Here is a 24,498-nt window from a genome sequence, read left to right as displayed (position 1 = left end):
GGGCGGTATGCACCGGACATCCGCCCCCTCGCCGGGAGCCCGTGCCCTTAGACTCCTCCCGTGACATGCCGGTAGTTGTGGTCAGGGAGGAAGCTCGTCGTGAGCAGCAGGCCATCCCGAGGCGCTGCTCGCCTCGCAGCAATACTCGACGCTCTTCCGGACGCGCTGTTGCTCGTCAACGCCAACGGCACGGTCGTCAACGCGAATTCGATCGCCCTAGAGGTCATGGAGAGCCCCGGTACCGGGCTCGTCGGCCGGGGCGTGCTCGACCTCCTGCCCGAATTCGACTCCAAGCTGATCCCCGGCTCCATGCGCCGGCCCGGCGAGGACGAGGGCGGCCGCGCCCGCCCGAAACGGATGGTCGCCCGCCGCACCGACGGCAGCGAGTTCCCCGTCGAGGTCACCGCGGCCCATCTCGACGGCCGTGACGCCTACCGTGAGCCCCAGCCCTCCTACACCGGCGACGAGCTGCTGATGCTCGTCGTACGGGACCTCTCGCAGACCGTGGACACCGAGGCCGAGCTGGCCCGCTCCCAGCGGCAGACCGAGATGATCCTGCGCGCCGCCGCCGAGGGCGTCGTCGGCACGGACACCGACGGCAGGGTCGTGCTGGTCAATCCGGCCGCCGCCCAGATCCTCGGCTACCGCGCCACCGACCTCGGCAACCGCGAACTGCACGGGCTGGTCCAGCACTCGCGCGCCGACGGTTCGCCGTTCCCCTTCGAGGAGTCCCCGCTCGCCGACACCCTGCGCAGCGGCCGCAAGCACCGGGTCCGCGGCCAGGTGCTGTGGAACAAGGCCGGGCAGCCCGTCGCCGTGGACCTGACCACCTCTCCCGTACGGGACGGGGAGCAGCTCGTCGGCGCCGTCATGACCTTCACCGACCGGCGTTCCTACGACGCGCTGGCCGCGCGCCACGCCCAGCTGCTGTCCGTGCTCGGCGACTCCCTGCGCGGACCGCTGGAGGAGCTGCGCGGCGAGCTGGCCACGCTGGCCGCCGACGACGCGGGCCAGCTGTGGCCCGAGGCCAACCAGCTCCTGCACCACCTGGCCGCCGGCTACTCCCGGATGACCACGCTGGTCGACAACGTGCTCTCCTTCCAGCGCCTCGACGCGGGCGGCGAGAAGCTCGACAAGAAGAAGGTGCTGATCGACGGGGTCGTCAAGGCCGGTGTCGACGGTGCGGTCGAGCTGATCGGCCCCGGGCGGGCGCAGTTCGCCGTGCACGCCCCGACCATCGAGGCCGAGGTGGACGCGGAGCGGATCTCGACCGCCCTCGCGCACTTGGTCGCGGACGTCGCCGGGGTGGACGCCACCGGCAAGACCCGCCAGGGCAGCGGGTACATGGACTCGACGATCGTGGTGGCCGCCGCGCAGCGCGGCGAGGTCGTACGGATCGAGGTGCGCGGCCCGTACGAGGGCGGCAACCCGGTGCACGAGCCGATCGTGCGGGGCATCGTGGAAGCGCACGGCGGTGTGCTGCAGACGGTGGAGGTGCCGGGCGCGCCCGGCGGGGCGTACGTACTGGAGCTGCCGCTGGGTGCGGGAGCCGGGACGGTCACCCTGCCCGAGCCGGAGGAGGCTCCCCCGGCCGAGCCCGGGACCGAGGGCGGCCCGGGGCAGGTCTCCGGCGGCCGGCGGGCCCGGCGCGGCGTGGACGCGTTCCTCGACGACGACGGTGCGGCCGAGGCGGGCACCGACGCGGCCACCGGCAAGGGAGCCGACAGCGGCCCCGGGAGCGGCCTGGCGAAGGCGGGCCAGGACCCCAACGGCGCCGACGGCGGGAGCGCCCTGGCGCTGCCGTCCGGGCGGCGCCGGGGCGGCGAGGCCGCGGCCGTCGCCCGGCCCGGCGACGGCGCTCCCGCGGAGCTCGCCCAGTCCCCCGTGAACCCGGCGGGCCTGGGGGGAAGCGGCACCGGGCGGCGCCGCGGCCAGAACGGCGACGGCAGCGGCGGCGACGCCTCCGGCACCGATCGTCCGGGCGGCCCCGGGCGGCCGGTGCCCCCGCAGGGGACCGCCATGCCCGCGCTCCCGCCCATCCCGGTGCCTCCGGTGCCGGTGCCCCCCTTCCCGGGGCTCCCCGTTCCGCTGACGGAGCACCCCGCCGGGCGGCGGCGTGCCCTGGGCGCGGCGGGACCGGCGCAGCCCGGCGGCCCGGTGCCGGCGACCGGGCTCGGGCCGACGCCCGCTCCGATGCCCGCGCCCCCGGCTTCCCCCGCTCCCGTACGGCCCATCGCCCCCGAGGGCGGCTTCGCTCTGCCCGCAGGCCCGACGCCGGCTCCGCAGCCGCCGCAGGCCCCCGCCATGGCCGGCCCGGCCGCCGGTGCCGAGGCCGACTCCGAAGCCCCGGGCGGGCGGCGCGGGCGGCGGGTGCTGGGCGCGCCCGTCACCGGCTCCGAGGGCGGCGAAGCCGCCGCCGGGCGGCCGGACCCGAGCGCGCAGGGCCCCGTAGCCCCCGAGACGCATCCCACCGGGCGGCGGCGTGCGCTGCCCGCCACCCCGGCCTGGCCGGTTCCGGCGGCCCGTACCGCCCCCGAGGACTCGGACGGCAGCGGGCAGATCGCCGTACCCGGAGCCCGGCAGCCGCAGGACGCCCCCGCGGAGGCCGCCGGGGCGCCGATCAGCGTCCGTGCGCTGGGCAGCCTCGGCCAGGGCGGCGGGTCCAACGACACCAACGGCTCCGGCCGGCGGCGCCGGCTCGCCGAGCCCGCGCCCGAGGGCCGCGCCTTCGCCATAGGAGCACCCGAGGAGGGCTCGGCCGAGGGCCCCGAGCCGCTGGACGGGCCCGGTGGCGCCGTCGAGGTGGTCAACCGGACCGTGCCGCGTCCCGTGGACGACGAGCTGCCGCCCGAGCCGCTGGACAACCCTCGCCGGCTCCTGGTGTGGCCGGCTCCGGACGCGCAGACGCAGGCCGCACTCAGCGACCGCGGCTACCGCCCGGTGATCGTGCACTCCCGCGAGGAGGTCGACGCGCAGATCGCCGCGTTCCCCGCCGCGCTGTTCGTGGACCCGCTGACCGGGCCGATCACCCGGACCGCCCTGCAGTCGCTGCGTCAGGCAGCGGTGGCCGCCGAGGTGCCCGTGCTGGTCACGGCCGGGCTGGGGCACGCCACGCGCGAAGCCGCGTACGGCGCCGATCCGGCCGTGCTCCTGAAGGCGCTCGCGCCGCGCGACAGCGAGCAGCATCCCTCCCGGGTGCTGCTGATCGAGGAGCACGACGAGATCGCGACCGCGCTGACCGCCGCCCTGGAGCGGCGCGGCATGCAGGTCGCGCGGGCCGACGCCGATACGGACGCCGTGGAGCTGGCGACCCGGATGCGGCCGAACCTGGTGGTGATGGACCTGATGCAGGTGCGCCGCCGCCGGGCCGGGATCGTGGACTGGCTGCGCGCCAACGGGCAGTTGAACCACACCCCGCTGGTCGTCTACACGGCCACCGGGATCGAGCCGTCCGAACTGCCGCGGCTGGCCTCGGGCGAGAGCGTGCTGTTCCTCGCGGAGCGGTCCACCACGGCGGACGTGCAGGGTCGCATCGTGGACCTGCTGGCCAAGATCGGCACCAACTAGTCATTCTGGCCGCATGGCCATCATCGACACGAGCGAGCAGACCGTCCCCGCCGACAACGGGGAGGTCAGCCTGCTCATCGCCCGGCAGGTGGATCCGGGCCACGAGGAGAACTTCGAGGCCTGGGCCCACGGAATCCTGGACACGGCGGCGACCTTCCCCGATCACCTCGGGTACGGCCTGTTCCGCCCGGCCGTCGAGGGCGGGCCGTGGTTCCTGGTGCACCGGTTCCGCAACCACGCGGCGTTCCAGCGGTGGCAGGACTCCGCCGAGCGCGCCGCCTGGTTCTCCAACTGCCTCGGGCACCACCACACCGAGATAGCCCGGCGCGAACTGCACGGCATGGAGACCTGGTTCGCGAAACCGGGTACGGCCCGGCCCGCGCCGCCGCGGTGGAAGATGGCGATCAGCTCGGGGCTGGCCATCTTCCCGATCTCGCTCGCGGGCAACGCGCTGCTCGGGCCGTACCTGGTGAACCTGCACTTCGTGCTGCGGACGGCCGCGTTCGCCGTCGTCTTCAGCACCCTGATGACCTACGTGGCCATGCCCGCGATCAGCAAGCTGCTGCGGCCCTGGCTCACGCGCGGCCAGTAACCCCGGCGGGCAGTGGTCCCGGCGGGTCTCAGTCGAGCTTGGTGACGTCGAGGGTGCCTTCCGCGTACTGCTTGCGGATCACCTTCTTGTCGAACTTGCCGACGCTCGTCTTCGGCACCGCCTCGACGAACGCCCAGCGCTCCGGCAGCTGCCACTTGGCGATCGACTCGCCGAGGAAGGCGCGCAGTCCCGCGTAGTCCACGGTGGCCCCCTCCTTCAGGACGACGGTGGCCAGCGGGCGCTCGTCCCACTTGTCGTCGGGTACGGCGACGACCGCCGCCTCGGCGACCTCGGGGTGGGCCATCAGCGCGTTCTCCAGCTCCACGCTGGAGATCCACTCGCCGCCGGACTTGATGACGTCCTTGGCCCGGTCGGTGAGGGTCAGGAAGCCGTCGGGGCTGATCACGCCGACGTCGCCGGTCTTGAGCCAGCCGTCCTCGCTGAACTTGTCCTCGGGGCGGGTCGGCTCGCCGCCCACACCGCCGTAGTAGGAGCTCGCGATCCAGCTGCCGCGGACCTCGAGCTCGCCCGCCGACTCCCCGTCCCAGGGCAGGAGGTCGCCGCCGGGGCCGACCAGGCGGGCCTCGACGCCCGCCGGGAAGCGGCCCTGCGTGATGCGGTACGGCCACTCCTCGTCGGCGGTCAGACCGGCCGGCGGGTGGGCCATGGTGCCCAGCGGGGAGGTCTCGGTCATCCCCCAGGCGTGGTTGAGGCGCACGCCGAGCTTGTCGTAGGCCTCCATCAGGGCCGGCGGACAGGCCGCGCCGCCGATGGTGACCTGCTTCATCGAGGTCAGGTCGCGCGGGTTGGCGGTGACCTCGGCGAGCAGCCCCTGCCAGAGGGTGGGGACGGCCGCGGCGTGCGTGGGCTTCTCCCGCTCGATCATGTCGGCGAGCGGGGCGGGCTGCAGGAAGCGGTCCGGCATCAGCATGTTGATGCCGGTCATGAAGGTGGCGTGCGGCAGGCCCCAGGCGTTGACGTGGAACTGCGGGACGACGACGAGCGAGGTGTCCTTGTCGGTCAGGCCCATCGACTCGGCCATGTTCACCTGCATCGAGTGCAGGTAGATGGACCGGTGGGAGTAGACGACGCCCTTCGGGTCCCCGGTGGTGCCGGAGGTGTAGCACATGGCCGCGGCCTGGCGCTCGTCCAGCTCGGGCCAGTCGTAGGTGTCCGGGCGGCCCGCCAGGAGCTCCTCGTACTCGTGCACGCGCACGCCGAGGCCTTCCAGCGCGGAGCGGTCGCCGATGCCCGCGACCACGACGTGCTCGATGGTCGGCAGGTGCGGCAGGAGCGGGACGAGCAACGGCAGGAGGGTGCCGTTGACCAGGACGACCTTGTCGGCCGCGTGGTTGACGATGAAGACCAGCTGCTCGGGAGGGAGCCGCAGGTTCAGCGTGTGCAGGACGGCCCCCATGGAGGGGATCGCGAAGTACGCCTCGACGTGCTCGGCGTTGTTCCACATCAGGGTCGCGACGCGGTCGTCCTGCCGGACGCCCAGCTCGTCGCGCAGGGCGTTGGCCAGGCGCGTGGCACGGGTCCCGATCTCGGCGAAGCTGCGGCGGTGCGGCTCGGCCTCCCCGGTCCAGGTCGTGACCTGGGACTTCCCGTGGATCGTCATCCCGTGCTGCAGTATGCGGGTGACGAGGAGTGGTACGTCCTGCATGGTGCTCAGCAAAGCGTCCTCCCGGTGAGCGCTGCGGCGCTGCGGCGGCTACGGATGCTGCGATTCTGCGCACGTACCGGTCGGCATGTCACTACCCAAGAGTAGAAACGCGGCGTTGTTTCACGTGAAACATCGGCCGGGCGGTGCCGGAGTCAGCGGACGGGCGTCAGTTCCGGGTCCTCGCGGAGCTTGACCAGCGCCCGGGAGACGGCGCTCTTGACGGTGCCCACGGAGACGCCGAGCAGCTCTGCGGTCTGGGCCTCGCTCAGGTCCTCGTAGTAGCGCAGGACCACCATCGCCCGCTGCCGGTCGGGCAGCCGGGTCACCGCGCGCCACATCGCGTCGCGCAGCGCCTGCGCCTCGGCGGGGTCGGCGGCCGGCGGCTCGTCGGCCTCGGGTAGCTCGTCGCAGACGAACTCGTCGACCTTGCGCTTGCGCCACTGGCTGGTGCGGGTGTTGACCAGGGCCCGGCGGACGTACCCGTCCAGGGCGCGGTGGTCCTCGATGCGGTCCCAGGCGACGTAGGTCTTGGCCAGCGCCGTCTGGAGGAGGTCCTCGGCGTCGCAGGGGTTGGCGGTGAGCGAGCGCGCGGTGCGCATCAGGACCGTGCCGCGGGTCCGGACGTACGCCGAGAACGACGGGTACGGCGTCGGATTCGAGGCGAGCGTGCACACAGGCGTGGTCATGCCTCCACGCTAGGAGCGGCGCGGCCCCGTGGGATCGGCCGCAAGTGCCGAAGCGGGATCCCCCTCAGGTTGTAGGGCCGGAGCCCGCCCCACCTCCTGAAGGTGGAGGAGGCGGGGCTTCCGCGGGGTTGCCGCGGGGCTTCCGCAGGGCTTCCGCAAGGCTTCCGCACGGGGGCGGATCAGCCGTCCGCGCCCAGGATCAGGCCGGAGGTCGGGACCCCGGTACCGGCTGTGACCAGGGCGTGGGCGGCTCCGGAGACCTGGTTCACCGAGGTGCCGCGCAGCTGGCGGACCGCCTCGGCGATGCCGTTCATGCCGTGCAGGTACGCCTCCCCGAGCTGGCCTCCGTGGGTGTTGAGCGGCAGCGCGTCCGCGGCCACGAAATCGGCCGCCTCCCCCGGTGCGCAGAAGCCGAACTCCTCCAGCTGCATCAGCACGAACGGCGTGAAGTGGTCGTAGAGGATGCCGACGTCGATGTCCGAGGGCCGCAGTCCGCTGGTCCGCCACAGCTGGCGGGCGACCACGTCCATCTCCGGGAGCCCGGTGAGGCCGTCCCGGTAGAAGGAGGACATGGCCTCCTGGCGGCGGCCCGCACCCTGCGCCGCCGCCGTGATCACGGCAGGCTTCTGCCGCAGGTCGCGGGCCCGCTCGGCGGTGGTGACGACGATGGCCTGGCCGCCGTCCGTCTCCTGGCAGCAGTCGAGCAGCCGCAGCGGCTCGACGATCCAGCGCGAGGCCGCGTGGTCGGCGAGGGTGATGGGCTTGCCGTAGAAGTAGGCGGCCGGATTGTTCGCCGCGTGCCGGCGGTCGGTGACCGCGACGTGCCCGAAGGCCTCCGGGGTCAGGTTGTAGGCGTGCAGGTAGCGCTGGGCCGTCATGGCCACCCAGGAGGCCGGGGTGAGCAGCCCCCAGGGCAGCGACCAGCCGAGCGCCGCGCCCTCGGCCGAGGGTTCGCGCTGCTGGACGCCGGAGCCGAAGCGGCGGCCGGAGCGTTCGTTGAAGGCGCGGTAGCAGACCACGACCTCGGCGACCCCGGTGGCGACGGCGAGGGCGGCCTGCTGGACGGTGGCGCAGGCGGCGCCGCCGCCGTAGTGGATGCGGGAGAAGAAGGAGAGGTCCCCGATGCCGGCCGCCTGGGCGACGGTGATCTCGGGGCTCGTGTCCATCGTGAAGGTGACCATGCCGTCCACGTCGGCGGGGGTGAGCCCGGCATCGTCGAGGGCCGCGTGCACGGCTTCGACGGCCAGCTTGAGCTCACTGCGGCCGGAGTCCTTGGAGAACTCGGTCGCGCCGATGCCGGCGATGGCGGCGCGGCCGCCGAGCTGGTCACGGGTGCGGACGCTCATGCCGTGCCCTCCGGGGTGTCCAGCGTGACGGTGACGGTGCCCGTGACGTGGTGGCCGATGCCGTTGGCGCCGATCACGCGGATCTCGGCGGTGTTCCCGTCGAGGGCGGTGACGGTGCCGGTCAGCGTCATGGTGTCGCCGGGGTAGTTCGGGGCACCGAGGCGGATCGCGACCTTGCGCAGGACCGCGCGCGGGCCGAGGTGGTCGGTGATGTACCGGCCGACCAGACCGTTGGTCGTCAGGATGTTCATGAAGACGTCCGGGGACCCCTTCTCCCGCGCGAGCACCGCGTCGTGGTGCACGTCCTGGTAGTCGCGGGAGGCGATCGCGCCCGCGACGATCAGGGTGCGGCTGACCGGTATCTCCAGCGGCGGCAGCGTGTCGCCGATGTTCATGCCTCGTCCCCCTCGGGCGTGTCTTCGGACAGGACCGCGCCCAGCTCGGCCAGCAGTTCGCTGCCGCAGCCCAGGTACGCGTCGAGCTGGCGTCCCCACAGGAAGTGCCGGTGGACCGGGTGGTCGAGGTCGGCGCCCATGCCGCCGTGCAGGTGCTGGCCCGCGTGGACGACCCGCTTGCCCGCTTCCGAGGCCCACCAGGCCGCCGTCAGCGCGTGCTCGCCCGCCGGGAGCCCCTCGTCCACCCGCCAGGCCGCCTCGTACGCGGTGACCCGTATCGCCTCGGTGTCCATGTAGGCGTCGGCCGCGCGCAGCATGACCCCCTGGTTGGTGGAGAGCGGACGGCCGAACTGCTCGCGGGTGGAGGTGTACTCCACGGCGCGGGCCAGCGAGCCCGCGCAGACCCCCGCCTGGAGGCCGGCGAAGGCGGTCCGGGCGACGGCGAGGACGTCCGCGTAGGCGCCCTCTCCCCCGACCCGTTCCGCCTCGGCGCCGGTCAGGATCAGGCGGCCGGCCGACCAGGGAGCGGTGGTCTCCACCGGCTCCGTACGCACCGCGGGCCCGTCCGTCCGTACGAGCCACAGGGCTCCCGTACCGTCCGGGACCAGGACGTGCGTCGCCTCGCGCAGCCAGGGCACTGCGGGGGCGCCGCCGGTGAGCCGGCCGTCCGGCGAAGCGGTGATCCGGCCGCGGTCCGGGAAGACTCCGGTGGCGACCGCGTCACCGGAGCCCAGCGCGGGGAGCAGCCGGGCACGCTGCTCGTCGGTGCCGTGCCGGGCCAGGGCGAGGATCCCGTACACGCAGGTGGCGGCGTACGGGACCTGCGCGGTCGTGCGGCCCTGTTCCTCCAGCAGGAGCACCAGGCCGAGCAGGCCGACATCCTCGACGGCGGCGGTCAGCCCGGCGGTGGTGAGGGCCTTCCACAGGTCGGCGTCACTGCCGGTGCCGGCGGCGCCGAGGCGGTCGTGGGTGGCGAGGTCGCCGAAGATCTGGGCGGCGAGTCCGGCCGCAGCGGCCTGTTCTTCGGTGGGGTGGAAGTCCATCAGCCTTCGCTCCCCCGGAAGACGGGCAGTTCCAGTTCCTCGTCCACGCGCAGGAACTCCAGGCGCACGGGCAGCCCGATGCGGACCTTGTCGTACGGGACGCCGGTGATGTTGCTGACCATGCGGACCCCTTCGGCGAGTTCGACGAGAGCCACCGCGTAGGGCGGGTCGAAGGCGGGGAAGGGCGGGTGGTGCATGACCACGTACGAGAACACCGTGCCGGCCCCGGACGCCTCGACCGTGTCCCAGTCCGGGCTCCCGCAGGTGTTGCAGCCGGGGAGCCAGGGGAAGCGGAGCGTCGCGCAGGCGGTGCAGCGCTGGATCAGGAGCTTGTGCTCGCGGACGCCGTCCCAGAAGCCCCGGTTGTCGCGGTTGATCACGGGGCGGGGGCGCTGGGCGGGCTTGGCGGGCTTCGCCTGCTCGGTGCGCTTCGTCGGCTCGGTGAGCTTCGCCGGCTCGGTGGGCTTCTTCGCCGCCGGGGCGTACTTGAGGATCCGGAAGCGGTGGGTCCCGGCGAGTTCGCCGTTCGCGCGGACGTCCATGCGGGTGGTCACGAAGTGACCCGTGCCCAGCTTGGTGGTCTTGCGCGGCGACACCGACTCGATGACGGCGTCGAAGGTGATCGCGTCGCCGGGGCGCAGCGGCCTCAGGTACTCCTGCTCGCAGTCGGTGGCGACGACGGAGGTGCAGCCCGCGCCGTCGAGCAGCCCGAGGAGGTCGTCGTAGGCCGAGGAACGGTCGCCGTGACCGGAGAGCCCGCCCATCGTCCACGCCTGGAGCATGGTGGGCGGAGCGACGGCGTCCGGCCCGGTGTAGGCGGGGTTCGCATCGCCCATCGCCTCGCACCAGTGGCGGATCATCGGCTCGTTGACCGCGTCTTTGCCCCGGCCGGCGGTGGCGGCGGGCTGCCCCTCGAAGGACGTGAGGAGGGTGTGGAAGCGCGCCGCTTCCGTCTCCTCTTCGGCTGCTGCTGATGCTGCCGCTGCTGCCGCTTCCGCGGCCTCGGTGGCGGGCGTGGCGGTCATCGCTTCCTTCCCTTCATACCGAGCCGCATCATGGCGACGATCTCCCGTTGGACCTCGCTGACGCCGCCTCCGAAGGTGTTGATCTGGGCGGCCCTGTTCATCCGCTCCAGCTCCCCGCCCGCGAAGACCCCGGGGCCGGATCCCCGGACGAGCGCCTCCTCCCCCACCACCTCCTGGCAGATCCGGTACACCTCGACGGTGGACTCGGTGCCCAGGAACTTCACGCCGCTCGCGTCGCCCGGAGCCAGGGTGCCGGCGCCGACGTCCTGGACCAGGCGCCAGTTGAGGAGGCGTACGGCGGCGAGGCGCGCGTGGGCCTCGGCGAGCCGCGACTGCACCCAGGGGCGGTCGGCGGGACGCTCGCCGGTGACCGGGTCGGGGGTGCGGGCGTGGTCGAGCGCGCCCAGGTAGAAGTCCTCGGCCTGCATGCCGATGGCCGCGAGGGCGACGCGTTCGTGGTTGAGCTGGTTGGTGATCAGGCCCCAGCCGCCGTGCTCGGGACCGACGAGGTTGCCGGCGGGGACTCGGATGGAGTCGTAGTACGTGGCCGTCGTGGTCAGGCCGCCGACGGTGTCGATCGGGGTCCAGGAGAAGCCGGGGTCGTCGGTGGGCACCAGGATGATGGAGATGCCCTTGTGCTTGGGGGCCTCCGGGTCGGTGCGGCAGGCGAGCCAGATCCAGTCGGCGTTCTGGGCGTTGGAGGTGAAGATCTTCTGGCCGTCGATCAGCCAGCCCGCGTCGTCGCGGACGGCCCTGGTGCGCAGGGAGGCGAGGTCGGTGCCCGCCTCGGGCTCGGAGTAACCGATGGCGAAGACGAGTTCGCCCTTGAGGATCCGGGGCAGGAAGTAGTCCTTCTGCTCCTGCGTCCCGTACTTCATCAGGGTCGGGCCGACGGTGTTGAGGGTGACCATGGAGACGGGGGCGCCGGCCCGGTAGGCCTCGTCGAAGAACACGAACTGCTCGTCCGGACCGCGGCCCTGGCCTCCGTACTCGACGGGCCAGCCGAGGCCGAGGAGTCCGTCGGCGCCTATCCGGCGCAGTAGTGCGCGCTGCTCGTCGGGGTCCTCGGGCACCCCGTCCGGCAGCAGGTTTCCGAAGTACTCCCGCAGCTCGGATCGGAGCCGCAACTGGCCTTCGGTCGGGGCGAGGTGCACGGCGCTGGCCTCCCGGCATCGCATCGTCAAGTGGACCTGACTGTCCGTCAGATTCCCCGTGGATGTCAAGGCCGGGGCGCCGTGACCGAGCGCCCGGAACGCCCGAGGGCGCCCGCACTACCGGACCCCAGCCGGTCCGGTCGCGCAGACGCCCTCAACAGTCGGTGCGGCTCAGGCCGCGACTACCACCAAGGGTAGAAGTTCACGGCGACGGTGGAGTTGTGCTGTTCGATCGCGGTGAAGGCCGATCCGTTGACCTGCGCGGTGTTGTTCTGGTTGGACGCGCCGGATCCGGTGGCCACCTGCTGTGAGGTGGAGGAGTTGCCGTGGTTGTTGCCACCCACGCCGCTGCCGATGATGCTGGCGACGCTCGCATTCGATCCGTCGTTCGCGAAGGAGCCGTTGTCGGCCGATGCCACCCCGCCGAACAGGGCGACGGCGAGGGGGAGAGCGGCGACGGCGGCGATGACGCGGGCGGTACGGATGCTTGCCATGTCTGTATCCTCCAGAAAACCGAAGTGGGGTGTACTCCAAGGCAGTTGGCCGACCGCCTCGGTCGTTCCGTGTGGTGACGACGTCGCGAGACCAGAGTTGCCCACCGAATCCCCGGCGAACCACCCCGGAGTCCTCGATTCCCCCGCAAGCATGACCAACATCGGATAAACCCCATTCGCGCCCCCGGCGCCCCAGGTCAGCGCCTTGAGGCCCGCTGAAACCCCCGCCGGGCAAGGGGCGAACCGTTCCGCCAGAACGGCCGGGCCGACCGGCCCCGGACATGCCGAAAAGGGCCGCGCCGTCCGGGAACCCCACCGTCTCCCGGGCCTGCGGCCCTGCGCTGCCAAGCTTCACGCCCCCTGCACGCCCCCGGCGCTCGCCGGGGCCTTCCCTCTGTGCCCCGCTCCGGGGCACCTTCACGGCACGATCCGCGGTCGCGGCCTACCCACACCGACCGACCGGGCTCCAGCGCCTGCGCTGCGTTGCTCTCGCGTCGTGCTGCCTTGCTGCTGCGTCCTGCGTCCTGCGTCCTGCGTCCTGCGTCCTGCGTCCTGCGTCCTGCGTCCTGCGTCCTGCGGTCAACGAATCCCGTGGTGAACGGATCCCGTGGTGAACGGATCCCGTGGTGAACGGATCCCGTGGTGAACGGATCCGGCATCTGCTCGGTACGAGTACTCCGTGCCGTTGCCGCGCACTACGCGGCGAGGGCCATCTCCCGGCGAGCTGCTCCGACGCGGACCGCTGCGGCGATCGCGGCGCTACGGACGCTGCCGTCCACTCCGGACTCGAACTCGAACTCGGACCCGGCTCCGGAGCCGGCGGACAGGGCAGTGGTGGAGCGGCGGACGGACGGGGTCTTGCCGTGGGCCTCGGCGCGGATGCGCTGCTTGATGGTGGGCGGGAGCGAACCACCGCGCATCATCGCCCTCCAGGTCCGTCGGGCCATGAAGGCCGGCCGGTTCGCCGCGACGGCGGCGGGGGCAGCGGGGGAGGAGGAGAGCGGGGTGGCGGCGGCGGCCTGCGCGACCTTGCCACCGAAACCGAGGGAGGCGAGGAGGGCCACGAGGGCCGCGAGGACGGTGGTCCAGATCGACGTGATGGTGCTGCGGTGAGCCATGACGGGTCCCTCATTTCGCGATGTTCCGACGGGCGGATCTGAATACATTCGTCATGATGCGGGCGCAAGCGGAGCGCCTCCACGCCCCGCGCCGATCTTCCGACAAACACCACTCAAAGGGGCTAATCGCATTATTTCGATCCCTTGGACCTTCACGTAAGGCCGATCCGGACTTCCACCGACAGATCGCCATCTCCCCTTCTATGGACGGATGTTGACATCCACTCAGCCCGCCCAGCATGCTCCACGCACAGCGCGGCGGATCTTCTTCTCATGGTCGGGGGACCAAGTTCCATGCAGAACCGAAACGTACTGATATCGGGTGCGGGCATCGCGGGCACCGCCTTGGCCCACTGGCTGCGCCACCACGGTTTCCGGCCGACCGTGGTCGAGCGCGCCTCCGCCCTCCGGGAGGGCGGCTACAAGATCGACATCCGCGGTGCCGCGCTCGACGTGGTCTCCCGCGCCGGGGTCCTCGCCGCGGTGCGTGCCCAGCGGACCGACGTCCAGGGCGGCTCCATCGTCAACGCGGCGGGCAAGCGGGTGGCGACGCTGGACGGCGACACCTTCGGCGGCCGCGCGGGCCACGACGCGGAGATCCTGCGCGGTGACCTGAACCGGATCCTCTACGACCTCACCGTCGACGGGGCCGACGGCGTCGAGTACCTCTTCGGCGACTCCATCGCCTCCGCCACGGAGACCGCGGACGGCATCGAGGTGGAGTTCAACGGCGGTGCGCGCCGCGTCTTCGACCTGGTGGTCGGCGCCGACGGGCTGCACTCCAACACGCGGGCGCTGGTCTTCGGCCCCGAGGAGCGCTTCATCCGGGACCTCGGCTACTACGTCTCGATCTACAGCGTCCCCAACCACCTCGGCCTCGACCGCTGGGAGCTGACCTACGTCTCCCCCCTGCGCACGGCCCTGACGTACAGCACCGCCAAGGACACCGGCGCGAAGGCGATGTTCCTCTTCGCCTCGGGGCCGCTGGAGTACGACCGGCACGACGTCTCCCAGCAGAAGAAGCTGCTGGCCGAGGCGTACGCGGGCGAGGCCTGGGAGGTGCCCCGGCTCCTGGCGGCCCTGGACGAGGCCCCGGACTTCTACTTCGACTCCCTCAGCCAGGCCCACCTGGACCACTGGTCCAAGGGCCGCACCACCCTGGTCGGCGACTCCGCGTACTGCGCCTCGCCCGCCTCCGGCCAGGGCACGAGCCTGGCCCTGGTCGGCGCCTACCTCCTGGCGGGCGAGCTCGCGGCGGCGGGCGGCGACCACGTGGCCGGCTTCGCGGGCTACGAGCGCGAGATGCGCCGCTTCGCGGAGGAGAACCAGAAGCTCGGCCCCTCGAACATCAAGCACATGGTCATGCGGACCAAGCGCCAGATCTCGATCCAGCTGACCATGCTCTCCCTCCTGGGCCGCCTGCCGGGCAAGGAGCGGATGATGGCCAAGGTCATGGAGCCGATCCAGCAGGCCGCGAACTCCATCACCCTCAAGGACTACTGACCCGGAGCCGTTGGCGGGTGCCCGCCCCGGCACCCACCACCGCTCCGGCGGGCACGCCGCAAATCCCTCGCCCGAGCCCGCCCCACCGAGCAGAATTCCCGGCATGCTCTCCGGCATCACCGACGCCCGAGCCGTCCACGAAGCGGTCCGCGCCCGCCCGAAGGGCACGGAGTGGCCCGACGGCGACCGTCTGCTCCGCATCGGACCGCTCCGGCACAGGGACACGGTGCCCGAGAGTGACTGGGGTGCCGTCTGGTCCGTCATGCGGACCTTGGCCGGCCTGCACGGGGACGAGGGCATCCGCCTGGTCGTCTGGTTCGGCTGACTCCACCGCTCGGGGACGCGGCCCGCCCGAGCCGGCGGAACGTAGAAGGGGTGCCACCTGAACGGTGGCACCCCTTCGTGGCTGGGCCTGGGCCCTGCCTTGTGCGGTGGGTGTGGGATTTGAACCCACGGTGACTCGCGCCACGACGGTTTTCAAGACCGTTCCCTTAGGCCGCTCGGGCAACCCACCTGGCGGGTACAGAGTACCGGGCGGTGGGGGTGGGCGGCGCTGGGGATTTTCGGGAGGTCAGGCGGTCTGGGCCTTGTCGTAGGCCGCCTTCGCTTCGTTGCCGAAGTACGGGCCGAACATCCGGTTCGGGAGGAACGTGTAGCCGAAGCTGTTCACCGAGACTTGGGTGCCCAGGCCGGTCGCCTCGTTGAAGTCCTGGAACCAGGGGCCGCCGCTGGAGCCGCCGGTCATGTTGCACGGCAGGCTGTGGTCCTTGGTCAGCAGGAAGTCCTTGCCGGTGTTGCCGCTGCAGTAGACGAGCTTGGTGCCGTCGTACGGGGCCGCCGCCGGGAAGCCGAAGGCGTACATCTTCTTGTTGTAGCCGCCGTTGAACACGAGGCCCTGGGCTCCGACGGCCTGGCTGAGCGTCCGGCCGTTCAGCGGGGCGACGACCGCCAGGCCGACGTCCATGTTCATGTCCTCGCTCGCCACCCACTGGTCGGTCGCGAAGGTCTTGGTGGCCGTCCACTGCCCGTAGGGCGCGTTCCCGTTGTCGTATCCCGGGACGAAGATCCAGTTGGTGTGCCAGGCGCCCTGGTACTTCACGCAGTGGCCGGCGGTGATCACCGTGCTGCCGTTGGCGCTGGTGACCGAGTCACCCGAGCAGGAGGCGCTCTTCCCGTTGAAGGTGAAGAAGACCCGGCCCGAGGTTTTGACCACCGCGCCGCCCGACGTCCAGGCCCCGCCCGGCTGGGGGAAGGCCGCGGGCATCGCCGTGGGGGAGGCGCTCGCGGGGGTCGGGGCGATCGTCGTGGGGTGCTCCGCGGTGGTGGGCGCCCTACGGGCGGCGGCGTCCGGGGTGGAAATGCCCGGCGGGGCGGTGATGTCCAGCGGGGTGGCGGCCCGCATCCGCTCGGCCGACCAGGGGCCCGGTGAGGCGGGACGCTGTACGGCGGCCGAGGGGGAGGCCGCCGTCAACGCACCCGCGAGCAGGGCGCCCGTCGCGAGCAGAACCGATAGGGCTGTCCGATGGCGATTCACGCATGACTCCTTCTGCCGTGCCCGGATGAAGAGTTGTCGGTGCGGATCGGAGGCAGAGTGGCACGCCGGGAACGAGATGTCAGGCAGCAGTCGGAACGTTCGGTCGGTTCCGGCCAGGAAATGGCCAACTCCGGTTAGGTGGTGAGGAGGACACCCGCGTACGAGGCTCCGGCCACCACCACCCAGGCCGCGAGGCCCAGGAGGGCGGCCCGGCCTCCGGTACGGGACAGGGTGGGCAGGTGGACCGCGCTGCCCAGGCCGAACAGGGCGGCGGCCAGCAGGAGTTCCTGTGCGATGTGCGCCCCTTCCAGCGCTACGTCGGGCAGTGCCCCGGTGGCGCGCAGCGCGGCCGCGGCGAGGAACCCGGCCACGAACAGCGGGACCGGAGCCGGGCGGCGGCCCGAGGGCGTGCGCACTCCGCGCCGGCGGGCCCGTACCGAGAAGGCCACCGCCGCGACCAGCGGGGCCAGCAGCGCCACGCGCATCAGCTTGACCAGCACCGCTTCGCCGAGGGCGCCGGGGCCGGCCGTCTGGGCGGTGGCCACCACCTGGCCGACGTCGTGGACGCTCGCGCCCACCCAGCGGCCGAAGTCCGGGTCGGAGAGGCCGAGTGGGGCCTGGAGGAGCGGGAGCACCGCGATGGCGAGGGTCCCGCACAGGGTGACCAGGGCCACCGAGGAGGCCACGTCCTCCTCGTCGCTGCCCGATACCTGACTGACGGCCCCGATGGCCGAGGCCCCGCAGATCGAGTACCCGGTGGCGATCAGCAACGGCTGGTCCCCGGGGAGCCCGAGCCGCCGGCCGAGCCAGAGGGTGCCGAGGAAAGTCGCCGCCACCACCCCGGCCACCATCGCCACGGTGGCCCAGCCCAGCCGGAGCACTTCGTCCAGCCCCAGCGCCAGGCCCAGCAGGACGATCCCGATCCGCATCAGGCGACGCCCGGCCAGGGAGAGGCCCGGGCGCGCGGGGCCCCGTACGAAGCCCCGTAGGCCGGGGAGGTGCGCCGCGGCGATGCCGAGCACGACCGACACCGTCAGCATCGGAGCCCAGGGCACCAGCCGGTGCACCGACCAGGCCACCAGGACGCCGGCCACCGCGAGTCCCAACCCGGGCCACGATGACGATGTTTCACGTGAAACATCGACCGGAACCGGTGATCCCGCCCCGCGCACCGGGCGGTTCAGCAGGGCCATCAGTCGGTCGGGAGCGTGTAGACGCGGCGGACACTGCTGCCCAGGCGTACGACGTCGGCGCCGTAGACGTGCAGGGATATCGCCTTCGTGCGACAGGAGTTGCGGACCTTGTGGATATCGCCGGGCGGGGCGAACCCGCAGACGTCACCGGGGCCGTTGACCACGTGCTCGGTCGCCACCAGCCGGGCTCCGGTCGTGGCCGTGGCGGGGGCGAGGCGGTAGCGGAGCTCGCTCTCCTCGCCCTCGTGCACCCCGGCCACGCACCACGAGACGTGGTCGTGGATGGCGGTCTCCTGGCCCGGCAGCCACACCAGGGCCACCACGGAGAAACTTCCGTCCGGCTCGGCGTGCAGGACGTGCTGCCGGTAGCGGTCGGGGTGCCCCTCGCACTGTTCGGCGGTGAGCAGACCGGGCGTCCCCAGGTGCGGGGCGAGGCGTTCGCCGACCAGGTAGGCGGTCAGGTCGGGGGCCAGCCCCCGGTCCACGACCGTACGGATCTCACTGACGAGGGCGGCCATCCTCGCGGTCGTGCGGGCCGGCGTGGTGGTGGTCATAGGGGGAGCGTCGAGGAGCCCACCCATCACGTCCAACGACAGTTATGAGCTGAAATCCCAAGACCGGCTTATGGGTTGGGGGTGGAGCCGGATCCGTCTGCGGGCCGGTTCAGCAGCCGACGCGGTTCGAGGCCGCCTGCCTCAGGGCTTCCAGCACCACCGCCGTCGCCGGGACCCGCAGATGGTCGCGGTACACGTGTGCGGCGATGTGACGGCGGGCGGCCGGCAGCAGGGCCCGCCCGCACACCTTGCTCAGCGAGAGCGAGGGCAGCACCAGCGCGGGCATCATGGCCACGCCCAGGCCCTGTGCCACCAGGCTCTGGACCACCAGGTTGTCGTCGGTGGCGAACCGGATGTCGGGGACGAAGCCGAGCCCCGCGCATTCGTGGAGCAGGTTCGCCCGGCAGCGCGGGCAGCCGGCGATCCACCGCTCCTCGGAGAGGTCCGCGAGATGTACGGCCCGCCTCCGGGCCAGCGGGTGCCCGGTCGGAAGCAGCACCGTCAGCTGGTCCTCCATGAGCCTGACCTCGGCGACCTCCTCCGGCACCTCCTCGTGCAGGCCGGGATAGGTGAAGGCCAGGGTGATGTCGCACTCGCCCCGTTCCAGCCTGCGTAAGGAGTCCGGAGGCTCCCCCTCCAGCAGCTCGACCTGGATGCCCGGGTGCTCCTTGGCCAGGCTGCTCAGGGCTTCCGGGACCAGGGTGACGTTGGCGCTGGGGAAGCCACACAGCCGGACGCGACCGGTCCGCAGCCGGGCGTACGCCTTCAGCTGGGCCTCGGCGGCGGAGAGACTGCCGAGGATGGCCTCGGCGTGCCGGGCCATGGACTCCCCGGCCTCGGTGAGCTGCATGCGGCGCCCGACGCGGGTGAACAGCGGGGTGCCTACGGCGCGTTCGAGCGCCTTCATCTGCTGGGTGATCGCGGGCTGCGTGTACCCGAGGACCCGGGCGGCGGCCGAGTAGGACCCCGAGGCGACCACCTCGTGGAACGTCCGTATGTGCCGCGAATCGAACACGGTCGAAGCATAAGCGGACGTTGGGAGGGGCCGCAGGCACAATCGCGCCTACGGCCCCTCACCATCAAGCCAGTTGGTCCTGCCGCCCGCCGGGCCTCCCCGTGCGCGGCGGCCGGCCGCTACTTGTCGCCGACCCGCGAGCCGAGCGTGATGTCCACCGTGGTCGGCTTGCCGCCGCGCAGGTAGGTCAGCTTCACCGTGTCGCCCGGCTTGTACGTCCAGATCTCGCTGATCAGGGTCGGGCCGCTGTCGATCGGCTTGCCGCCGAGCTCGGTGATGATGTCGCCGGGCTTCAGCCCCGCCTTGCCCGCAGGGCCGTTCGGGTCGACCAGCTCGTTGGCCGAGGCGCCCGTCTCGGAGATCTTCGCGCCGTCGCTCTTGGCCGCGAGGTCCACGGAGACCGAGATCACCGGGTAGACCGGCTTGCCGGTCTTGATCAGCGATTCGGCGACGTTCTTCGCCTGGTTGACCGGGATGGCGAACCCGAGGCCGATGGAGCCTGCCTGGCCGCCGCCGAAGCCGCCGTTGCCGGCCGACTGGATGGCGGAGTTGATGCCGATGACCGCGCCGCGGCTGTCGAGCAGCGGACCGCCGGAGTTGCCCGGGTTGATCGAGGCGTCCGTCTGGAGAGCGCTCATGTACGAGTTCTTCCCGCTGGAGCCGTCCCCCGAGGCGACCGGGCGGTTCTTGGCGCTGACGATGCCGGTGGTGACCGTGTTGGACAGGCCGAAGGGGGCGCCGATCGCGATGGTCGAGTCCCCGACGGCGACCTTGTCCGAGTCGCCGAGGGGCAGCGGCTTGAGTCCGGACGGCGGGTTCTTCAGCTTGAGGACGGCCACGTCGTACCCCTGGGCGCGGCCGACGACCTCGGCCTCGTACTTCTTGCCGTCGGAGAAGGTCGCGCTGAGCTTGCCGCCGTTCGCCGCGGAGGCGACCACGTGGTTGTTCGTGAGGATGTGGCCCTGCTGGTCGTAAACGAACCCGGTGCCGGTGCCGCCCTCGCCGTCGCCGGCCGAGGCCTCGATGGTGACGACGCTGGGCAGCGCGCCGGCGGCGAGGCCCGCGACGGAGCCGGCATCGCGCTTGAGGTCCTTGGGCGTGTTGCCGGCGCTGACCGTGGTCGAGCCGGAAGCGTTGCCGCTCCGGTCGGCCGCCCAGTAGCCGACGCCGCCGCCGACACCGCCCGCGAGGAGCGCCGCCGCGAGCACGCCGGCGATCAGGCCGCCCTTGCCCTTCCGCTTGGGCTGCGGGGCGCCGTCGGTGGCCAGGGGCACGCCCCAGCCGCCACCGCCGTGGCCGTCGCCGGCCCCGTACGCGGGAGCCGCGGGCGGCGGGGGAGGCCAGCCCTCGGCGCCCATCGCCTGCGGCGCGGGGGCGGGAGCGTGGGCCTCGGCGTACGCCGGGGTGACCGGCGGGACCGGGCTCTCGGCGTACGCGGGAGCCGGGGCCGGGCTCTCGGCGTAGGCCGGGGCCGGAGGCTGGACGGGTGCGGCGGGCTGGGCCGCCGGGGGCTGCACTGCCGGGGTCTGCGCCGCCGGCGTCTGGGGGAGCTGCTGCGTCGGCTCGGTGCCGGGCGCGGGCGTCGGCGGCAGCTGCTGCGTCACCGGCTCCACGGGCGCCGACGCGGCGGGCGCGGACGGCGCGGCGTCGACGGGCGCGGCCACCGGGGGTACGGGCGGAGCCGCGGGGGGCTTCGGGGCCGCGGTGCCCTCGTTCTCGGTGCTCACAGCGCTCTCTCCTCGTCACACACGGCTTCAGAAATACGGGCGATATCGGTCCGACTGAACGTTCGACGTGCCGTACAAGTTCCTGGGCAAAGCCTTTCCCATGACCCGTCAGAGCACTGTAAGCCGGACCTGTGAGTCTCCCCCATCCTTTATCTGCGACATTTCAGGCGCATCCCCAGAAGCACCCGCCGGGCTCCCCCGACATCCGGCCCCCTCTCGGTGGCACCATGAGCCGGTGACCCACGCAACGCCGCGCCCCATCCAGGTCGTCGCCCACCGCGGCGCCTCGGAGGATGCCCCCGAACACACGCTGGCCGCCTACCGCAAGGCCATCGAGGACGGGGCCGATGCCCTCGAATGCGATGTCCGGCTCACGGCCGACGGCCATCTGGTCCTGGTCCACGACCGGCGGGTGAACCGCACCTCCAACGGCCGCGGCGCCGTCTCCGCCCTGGAACTGGCCGACCTGGCCGCCCTCGACTTCGGCTCGTGGAAGGACCGGGAGGAGTCCCCCGACTGGGACGCGGACCCCGAGCGGACCTCCGTGCTCACCCTGGAGCGGCTGCTGGAGCTGGTCGCGGACGCCGGGCGGCCGGTACAGCTGGCCATCGAGACGAAGCACCCGACCCGCTGGGCCGGACAGGTGGAGGAGCGCCTGCTCTTCCTCCTCAAACGCTTCGCACTGGACGCCCCGCCCGCCGAGGGGCCGCACCCGGTCCGGGTGATGAGCTTCTCCGCGCGCTCCCTGCACCGGATGCGGGCGGCCGCGCCGACGGTTCCGACCGTCTACCTGATGCAGTTCATCTCGCCCCGGATGCGGGACGGGCGGCTGCCGGCCGGAGTGCGGATCGCCGGGCCGGGCATGCGGATCGTACGCAACCACCCGGCTTTCATCCGCAAACTCCAAGTCGCGGGGCACTCCGTTCACGTGTGGACCGTGAACGATCCGGAAGATGTTCAGCTCTGCGCTGATCTGGGTGTGGAAGCGATCATCACGAACAGACCGCGACAAGTTTTGTCACAGCTGGGGCGCTGACATCCCGTTTTGCGCATTCGTCCCACGCGCAACATCCGTTACAGGGTGTGCACCGGCGCATCCACTCCGCATTCGGTCGCCCTGAATGCGTCAGAGGGCGCCGGTCCGTCGGTTTCCGGTCCAGGCCATTGGGGCATCCAGACCATGCGTGGGGCTAAGGAGGTTCCGGGGGTGGCGTTGATGGTGGCACAAGAAGTGCCCACGTCGTCGTGCATGGACGTGTCCCATGGTCCTGCGGGCGTGGGCGAGGCGAGGCACCGGATGCGCGAGCAGCTGCGCATCAGCGGGGTGTCCGAATCGATCGTGGATGACGCCGTTCTGATCCTTTCCGAACTGCTCAGCAACGCCTGCCGGCACGGCAGACCACTGGGCGCACGGGAGATCGGCGACGGCGGGATACACGCGTCGTGGCGCGTCGACAAGGCGGGGCGGCTGACGGTCGAGGTCACGGACGGCGGCGGGCCCACCCGTCCCCTCCCGGCCAAGCCCTCGGTCACCGCGCGGGGCGGTCGGGGGCTGAACATCATCAGCGCCCTGGCCCAGGACTGGGGTGTCCGGGACGGAGCGGCGGGTGAGGTCACCGTGTGGGCGACCGTTGCCTGTGGGCCCCGGCACGAGGATTTCGCTACGCGCGTTGCGCCCCCGGCGATCGATTTCAGTACGGCCTTCGACGATCTGGATCCCTGATCCGACCGGTCCTCGACCGCGGGTGGACGGATGGCGGCCGTCCGGGAGCGCACGCCGACCGTGCTCCCGGCCGCACCCCACCGGTTGTGGCGGTACGAACGGCTAGGCTCGCGCCCAGACCGACGCCGTACCGCCGCAACCGGGAGACACCCACGATGGCCAAGAAGCGCCCCGCCGCGAAGTCCGCAAAGCCGCAGCTCAACAACGGGGAGATCCCGGTGGTGGGCGCTCGCGAGCCCTGCCCCTGCGGATCCGGGCGCCGTTACAAGGCCTGCCACGGCGCGGCCGCCGCGCACGCCGTGACCGAGCACGTGGCCCGCCCGTTCGAGGGCCTGCCCGGCGAGTGCGACTGGGTGGCGCTGCGCGAGCTCGTCCCCGCCGCCACCGTGCCGCTCACCCTCAAGGCCGGACTGCCCGAGGGCGTCCCCTCCGTCACGCTGGTGACCGTACTCCCGCTGGCCTCGCCGGCACTGCGCCGCGAGGACGGCTCCGTCCTGCTCGGCCTGCAGAACGACTCGACCACCGGCGACCTCGCCCGGGACATGGCCGACACCCTGGAGCGCGCGCTCGTGGCCGAGCCCGGCACCGTCGTCGCGGCCCGCCGGGTTCCGGCCGAGGGCCCGCGACTTCAGGATCTCCTGTCCGCGGACGGCGGTTTCGAGCCGGTTGTCCACAGCGGGTTCGAATTCTGGATTCCGGAAGCGGAGAGCGCCCAGAGCGCTTCCCCGGAGATCGCCGCCTCCCTGGAGCGCGCCAACGCGGCCGCCATCCCGACGGTCAAGCTGACCGGCGTGGATGCCGCCTACTGGTGCGAGACCCCGGAGAAGAACCACCTGCGCTGGGTCATGCCGCACCCCGAGGAGAAGCTGCTCGACGCGCTCGCGCGGCTGTCCGCCGCGGGCACGTCCTCGCTCGGCGAGGGCACCAAGCTGGTCGGCTCCTTCCGCGCCCACGGCCTGATGGTCCCCGTCTGGGACCTGCCGACCGGAGTGTCGGCCGAGGACGTGGAGAAGCCCGCGGCCGAGCTCGCGGAGCGGCTCGCCGCGGCCCTCGCGACGGACGCGCCGCTGACCACGGAGGAGCGCCGCGCCCGCGGTGGCCTCACCAACCGCCAGGTCACGCTCAGCTGACCTGGTCGCCGGCCCGTTCGCGGGCCGGCCACGAGGGTCCTCGTGAGGGCCCTCGTGAGGGTTACGGGAGCGTTGCGGGAGGGTCACCGGTGACCGGCCACCGGTGATCGGTGTCACAACTCCCGCTAATCGCCTGCAAATCGGTGTCCGAATATCAGAGATCGAATTTGCGAACAGGCGATCTCTTGTTACCGTTCTTGTAGCCCGGTCGCTGGTGCATCCCCCGTCGCCAGCGACCGGGCCCTTGATTTTCCGTGACGCTCAACCGTCACCCGGTACCGGTGAGTTGCTCCCGGACCGCAGGAGCAGGGCCCCTTCATCATCCGGAACTGCAAATTCCGCTACGGCCGAGTAGTCCGCCGGAACCCCTGCCGACTCCTCCCTCGGCGTTTCGCACAGACCCGGTTCGTCGCCCGCGCCGACCGCACAGCGGATCTGCACCGTGCGCCCCGCCGGACCCATCACCGTGAGCACCGCGTCGAGCGAGCGGCCGCTGGTGTTCCGGTAATAGCTGCGCCCCCACGTCCGACCCTCGCCCGACAGGATGCACGTCTGCGCCTCCACCCCCTGCGGTGAGGACAGTTCGGGTCCGCAGCGGGCGTCCGTACGCGGCTGCTCGGCCGGACCCGGGCGGGCCGGCCCCGCGGCGGGGGCCGGCGTACGGGACCGGCCGGAGCCGGAACTCGCCGCCGAGCCACCCGAATCGGCCGAGCCCCCGGCATTCCCGGAGCCGTTGGCGTGCTCGGCATTCTCGGAGTCCGCGGAATCCGATCCCCCCGCGGCGCCCTTGGACGGGTGCCCCAGACCGAAGGTGGAGAGCAGCCCGCCACCCTTTCCATCGCTCTGACCGGCGAAATCCGGCCCGGCGATCGCTCCCGCCAGCGGGAGCGACAAGATGATCAACACACCGGCGCCGATACCGATCAGGCGGAGATTCATTCGCCGAAGATAGCGATGCGGGAATGGGGCACGGAGATCCCCGCGCCCAATTCCCTTGGAAACTCGTCTCGCTGACACCCGTACGAGTGATCCG

Annotated in this window: 22 protein-coding genes and 1 tRNA gene; 7 read left to right on the top strand and 16 right to left on the bottom strand. The window is 72.2% G+C overall.

Annotated elements, in window-relative coordinates; translation table 11 throughout:
* Positions 1–99: 99 nt before the first annotated feature.
* Together AC3IX6_RS19000 and AC3IX6_RS18995 are read left to right on the top strand one after the other, a co-directional pair.
* Entirely contained in the window at positions 100–3,567 is a 3,468-nt protein-coding gene (locus AC3IX6_RS19000; protein ID WP_489371284.1) for a response regulator, read from the top strand.
* Between the two features lie 13 nt (positions 3,568–3,580).
* On the top strand, positions 3,581–4,159 hold the full coding sequence (locus tag AC3IX6_RS18995; protein WP_489371283.1) for an antibiotic biosynthesis monooxygenase: 579 nt from the start codon (positions 3,581–3,583) through the stop codon (positions 4,157–4,159).
* 28 nt (positions 4,160–4,187) lie between these two features.
* On the opposite strand, the gene AC3IX6_RS18990 is transcribed toward AC3IX6_RS18995, so the two are convergent.
* The 9 genes from AC3IX6_RS18990 to AC3IX6_RS18950 form a co-directional block, all read right to left on the bottom strand.
* The gene (locus AC3IX6_RS18990) at positions 4,188–5,837 is read right to left on the bottom strand and encodes a long-chain fatty acid--CoA ligase (protein ID WP_489371282.1); all 1,650 of its coding nucleotides are present in this window, start codon (positions 5,835–5,837) and stop codon (positions 4,188–4,190) included.
* Positions 5,838–5,977: 140 nt separating this feature from the next.
* A complete protein-coding gene (locus tag AC3IX6_RS18985; protein WP_250738541.1) occupies positions 5,978–6,511 on the bottom strand; it encodes a SigE family RNA polymerase sigma factor in 534 nt (177 codons plus the stop codon).
* A gap of 179 nt (positions 6,512–6,690) precedes the next feature.
* Entirely contained in the window at positions 6,691–7,857 is a 1,167-nt protein-coding gene (locus AC3IX6_RS18980) for a lipid-transfer protein (protein WP_250738542.1), read from the bottom strand.
* Complete coding sequence (locus AC3IX6_RS18975; protein ID WP_489371281.1) at positions 7,854–8,252, bottom strand: MaoC family dehydratase; 399 nt, start codon at positions 8,250–8,252, stop codon at positions 7,854–7,856. The genes AC3IX6_RS18980 and AC3IX6_RS18975 overlap by 4 nt, the downstream gene beginning before the upstream one ends.
* A complete protein-coding gene (locus tag AC3IX6_RS18970; RefSeq protein ID WP_489371280.1) occupies positions 8,249–9,295 on the bottom strand; it encodes an acyl-CoA dehydrogenase family protein in 1,047 nt (348 codons plus the stop codon). Before AC3IX6_RS18970 ends, AC3IX6_RS18975 begins: the two co-directional genes overlap by 4 nt.
* Positions 9,295–10,320, bottom strand: coding sequence for a bifunctional MaoC family dehydratase N-terminal/OB-fold nucleic acid binding domain-containing protein (locus AC3IX6_RS18965; protein ID WP_489371279.1), 1,026 nt, complete (start codon positions 10,318–10,320; stop codon positions 9,295–9,297). Before AC3IX6_RS18965 ends, AC3IX6_RS18970 begins: the two co-directional genes overlap by 1 nt.
* The gene (locus tag AC3IX6_RS18960; protein ID WP_489371278.1) at positions 10,317–11,474 is read right to left on the bottom strand and encodes an acyl-CoA dehydrogenase family protein; all 1,158 of its coding nucleotides are present in this window, start codon (positions 11,472–11,474) and stop codon (positions 10,317–10,319) included. Before AC3IX6_RS18960 ends, AC3IX6_RS18965 begins: the two co-directional genes overlap by 4 nt.
* A 182-nt stretch (positions 11,475–11,656) precedes the next feature.
* Entirely contained in the window at positions 11,657–11,968 is a 312-nt protein-coding gene (locus AC3IX6_RS18955; protein ID WP_250738547.1) for a hypothetical protein, read from the bottom strand.
* Positions 11,969–12,663: 695 nt separating this feature from the next.
* Positions 12,664–13,086, bottom strand: a complete 423-nt coding sequence (locus AC3IX6_RS18950) for a DUF6344 domain-containing protein (RefSeq protein ID WP_489371277.1) — start codon at positions 13,084–13,086, stop codon at positions 12,664–12,666.
* A gap of 294 nt (positions 13,087–13,380) precedes the next feature.
* Here AC3IX6_RS18950 and AC3IX6_RS18945 point away from each other — a divergent pair, with 294 nt between their 5' ends.
* Positions 13,381–14,589, top strand: a complete 1,209-nt coding sequence (locus tag AC3IX6_RS18945) for an FAD-dependent monooxygenase (protein ID WP_489371276.1) — start codon at positions 13,381–13,383, stop codon at positions 14,587–14,589.
* 103 nt (positions 14,590–14,692) lie between these two features.
* On the top strand, positions 14,693–14,914 hold the full coding sequence (locus tag AC3IX6_RS18940; RefSeq protein WP_489371275.1) for a hypothetical protein: 222 nt from the start codon (positions 14,693–14,695) through the stop codon (positions 14,912–14,914).
* A 104-nt stretch (positions 14,915–15,018) separates the two neighbouring features.
* Here AC3IX6_RS18940 and AC3IX6_RS18935 read toward each other — a convergent pair.
* From AC3IX6_RS18935 to AC3IX6_RS18910, 6 genes are all read right to left on the bottom strand, one after another.
* Positions 15,019–15,103, bottom strand: a tRNA-Ser gene (locus AC3IX6_RS18935).
* Between the two features lie 57 nt (positions 15,104–15,160).
* Entirely contained in the window at positions 15,161–16,123 is a 963-nt protein-coding gene (locus tag AC3IX6_RS18930; protein WP_489371274.1) for a trypsin-like serine peptidase, read from the bottom strand.
* Positions 16,124–16,257: 134 nt separating this feature from the next.
* Entirely contained in the window at positions 16,258–17,316 is a 1,059-nt protein-coding gene (locus AC3IX6_RS18925; RefSeq protein ID WP_489371273.1) for a YeiH family protein, read from the bottom strand.
* Entirely contained in the window at positions 17,316–17,870 is a 555-nt protein-coding gene (locus AC3IX6_RS18920) for a cysteine dioxygenase family protein (RefSeq protein ID WP_489371272.1), read from the bottom strand. Before AC3IX6_RS18920 ends, AC3IX6_RS18925 begins: the two co-directional genes overlap by 1 nt.
* 109 nt (positions 17,871–17,979) lie before the next feature.
* Positions 17,980–18,885, bottom strand: coding sequence for a LysR family transcriptional regulator (locus AC3IX6_RS18915; RefSeq protein ID WP_266907002.1), 906 nt, complete (start codon positions 18,883–18,885; stop codon positions 17,980–17,982).
* 119 nt (positions 18,886–19,004) lie between these two features.
* Positions 19,005–20,612 carry a S1C family serine protease gene (locus tag AC3IX6_RS18910; protein WP_489371271.1) on the bottom strand — a complete coding sequence of 536 codons (1,608 nt, stop codon included), beginning with the start codon at positions 20,610–20,612 and terminating at the stop codon, positions 19,005–19,007.
* Positions 20,613–20,847: 235 nt separating this feature from the next.
* Between AC3IX6_RS18910 and AC3IX6_RS18905 the strand changes: the two genes are divergently transcribed.
* The 3 genes from AC3IX6_RS18905 to AC3IX6_RS18895 all read left to right on the top strand — a co-directional run bounded on the left by AC3IX6_RS18905 (position 20,848) and on the right by AC3IX6_RS18895 (position 23,465).
* A complete protein-coding gene (locus AC3IX6_RS18905) occupies positions 20,848–21,648 on the top strand; it encodes a glycerophosphodiester phosphodiesterase (RefSeq protein WP_489371270.1) in 801 nt (266 codons plus the stop codon).
* 261 nt (positions 21,649–21,909) lie between these two features.
* The gene (locus AC3IX6_RS18900) at positions 21,910–22,335 is read left to right on the top strand and encodes an ATP-binding protein (RefSeq protein ID WP_489371269.1); all 426 of its coding nucleotides are present in this window, start codon (positions 21,910–21,912) and stop codon (positions 22,333–22,335) included.
* Between the two features lie 155 nt (positions 22,336–22,490).
* Positions 22,491–23,465 (top strand): DUF5926 family protein, encoded by a 975-nt coding sequence (locus AC3IX6_RS18895; protein ID WP_489371268.1) that lies wholly within the window; start codon positions 22,491–22,493, stop codon positions 23,463–23,465.
* Positions 23,466–23,726: 261 nt separating this feature from the next.
* Here AC3IX6_RS18895 and AC3IX6_RS18890 read toward each other — a convergent pair whose 3' ends face one another.
* Positions 23,727–24,404 carry a hypothetical protein gene (locus AC3IX6_RS18890; RefSeq protein WP_489371267.1) on the bottom strand — a complete coding sequence of 226 codons (678 nt, stop codon included), beginning with the start codon at positions 24,402–24,404 and terminating at the stop codon, positions 23,727–23,729.
* Positions 24,405–24,498: the final 94 nt, after the last annotated feature.

This window comes from Streptomyces sp. GL_141, from assembly GCF_057834385.1.
This window is presented reverse-complemented; position numbering and strand designations above follow the sequence as displayed.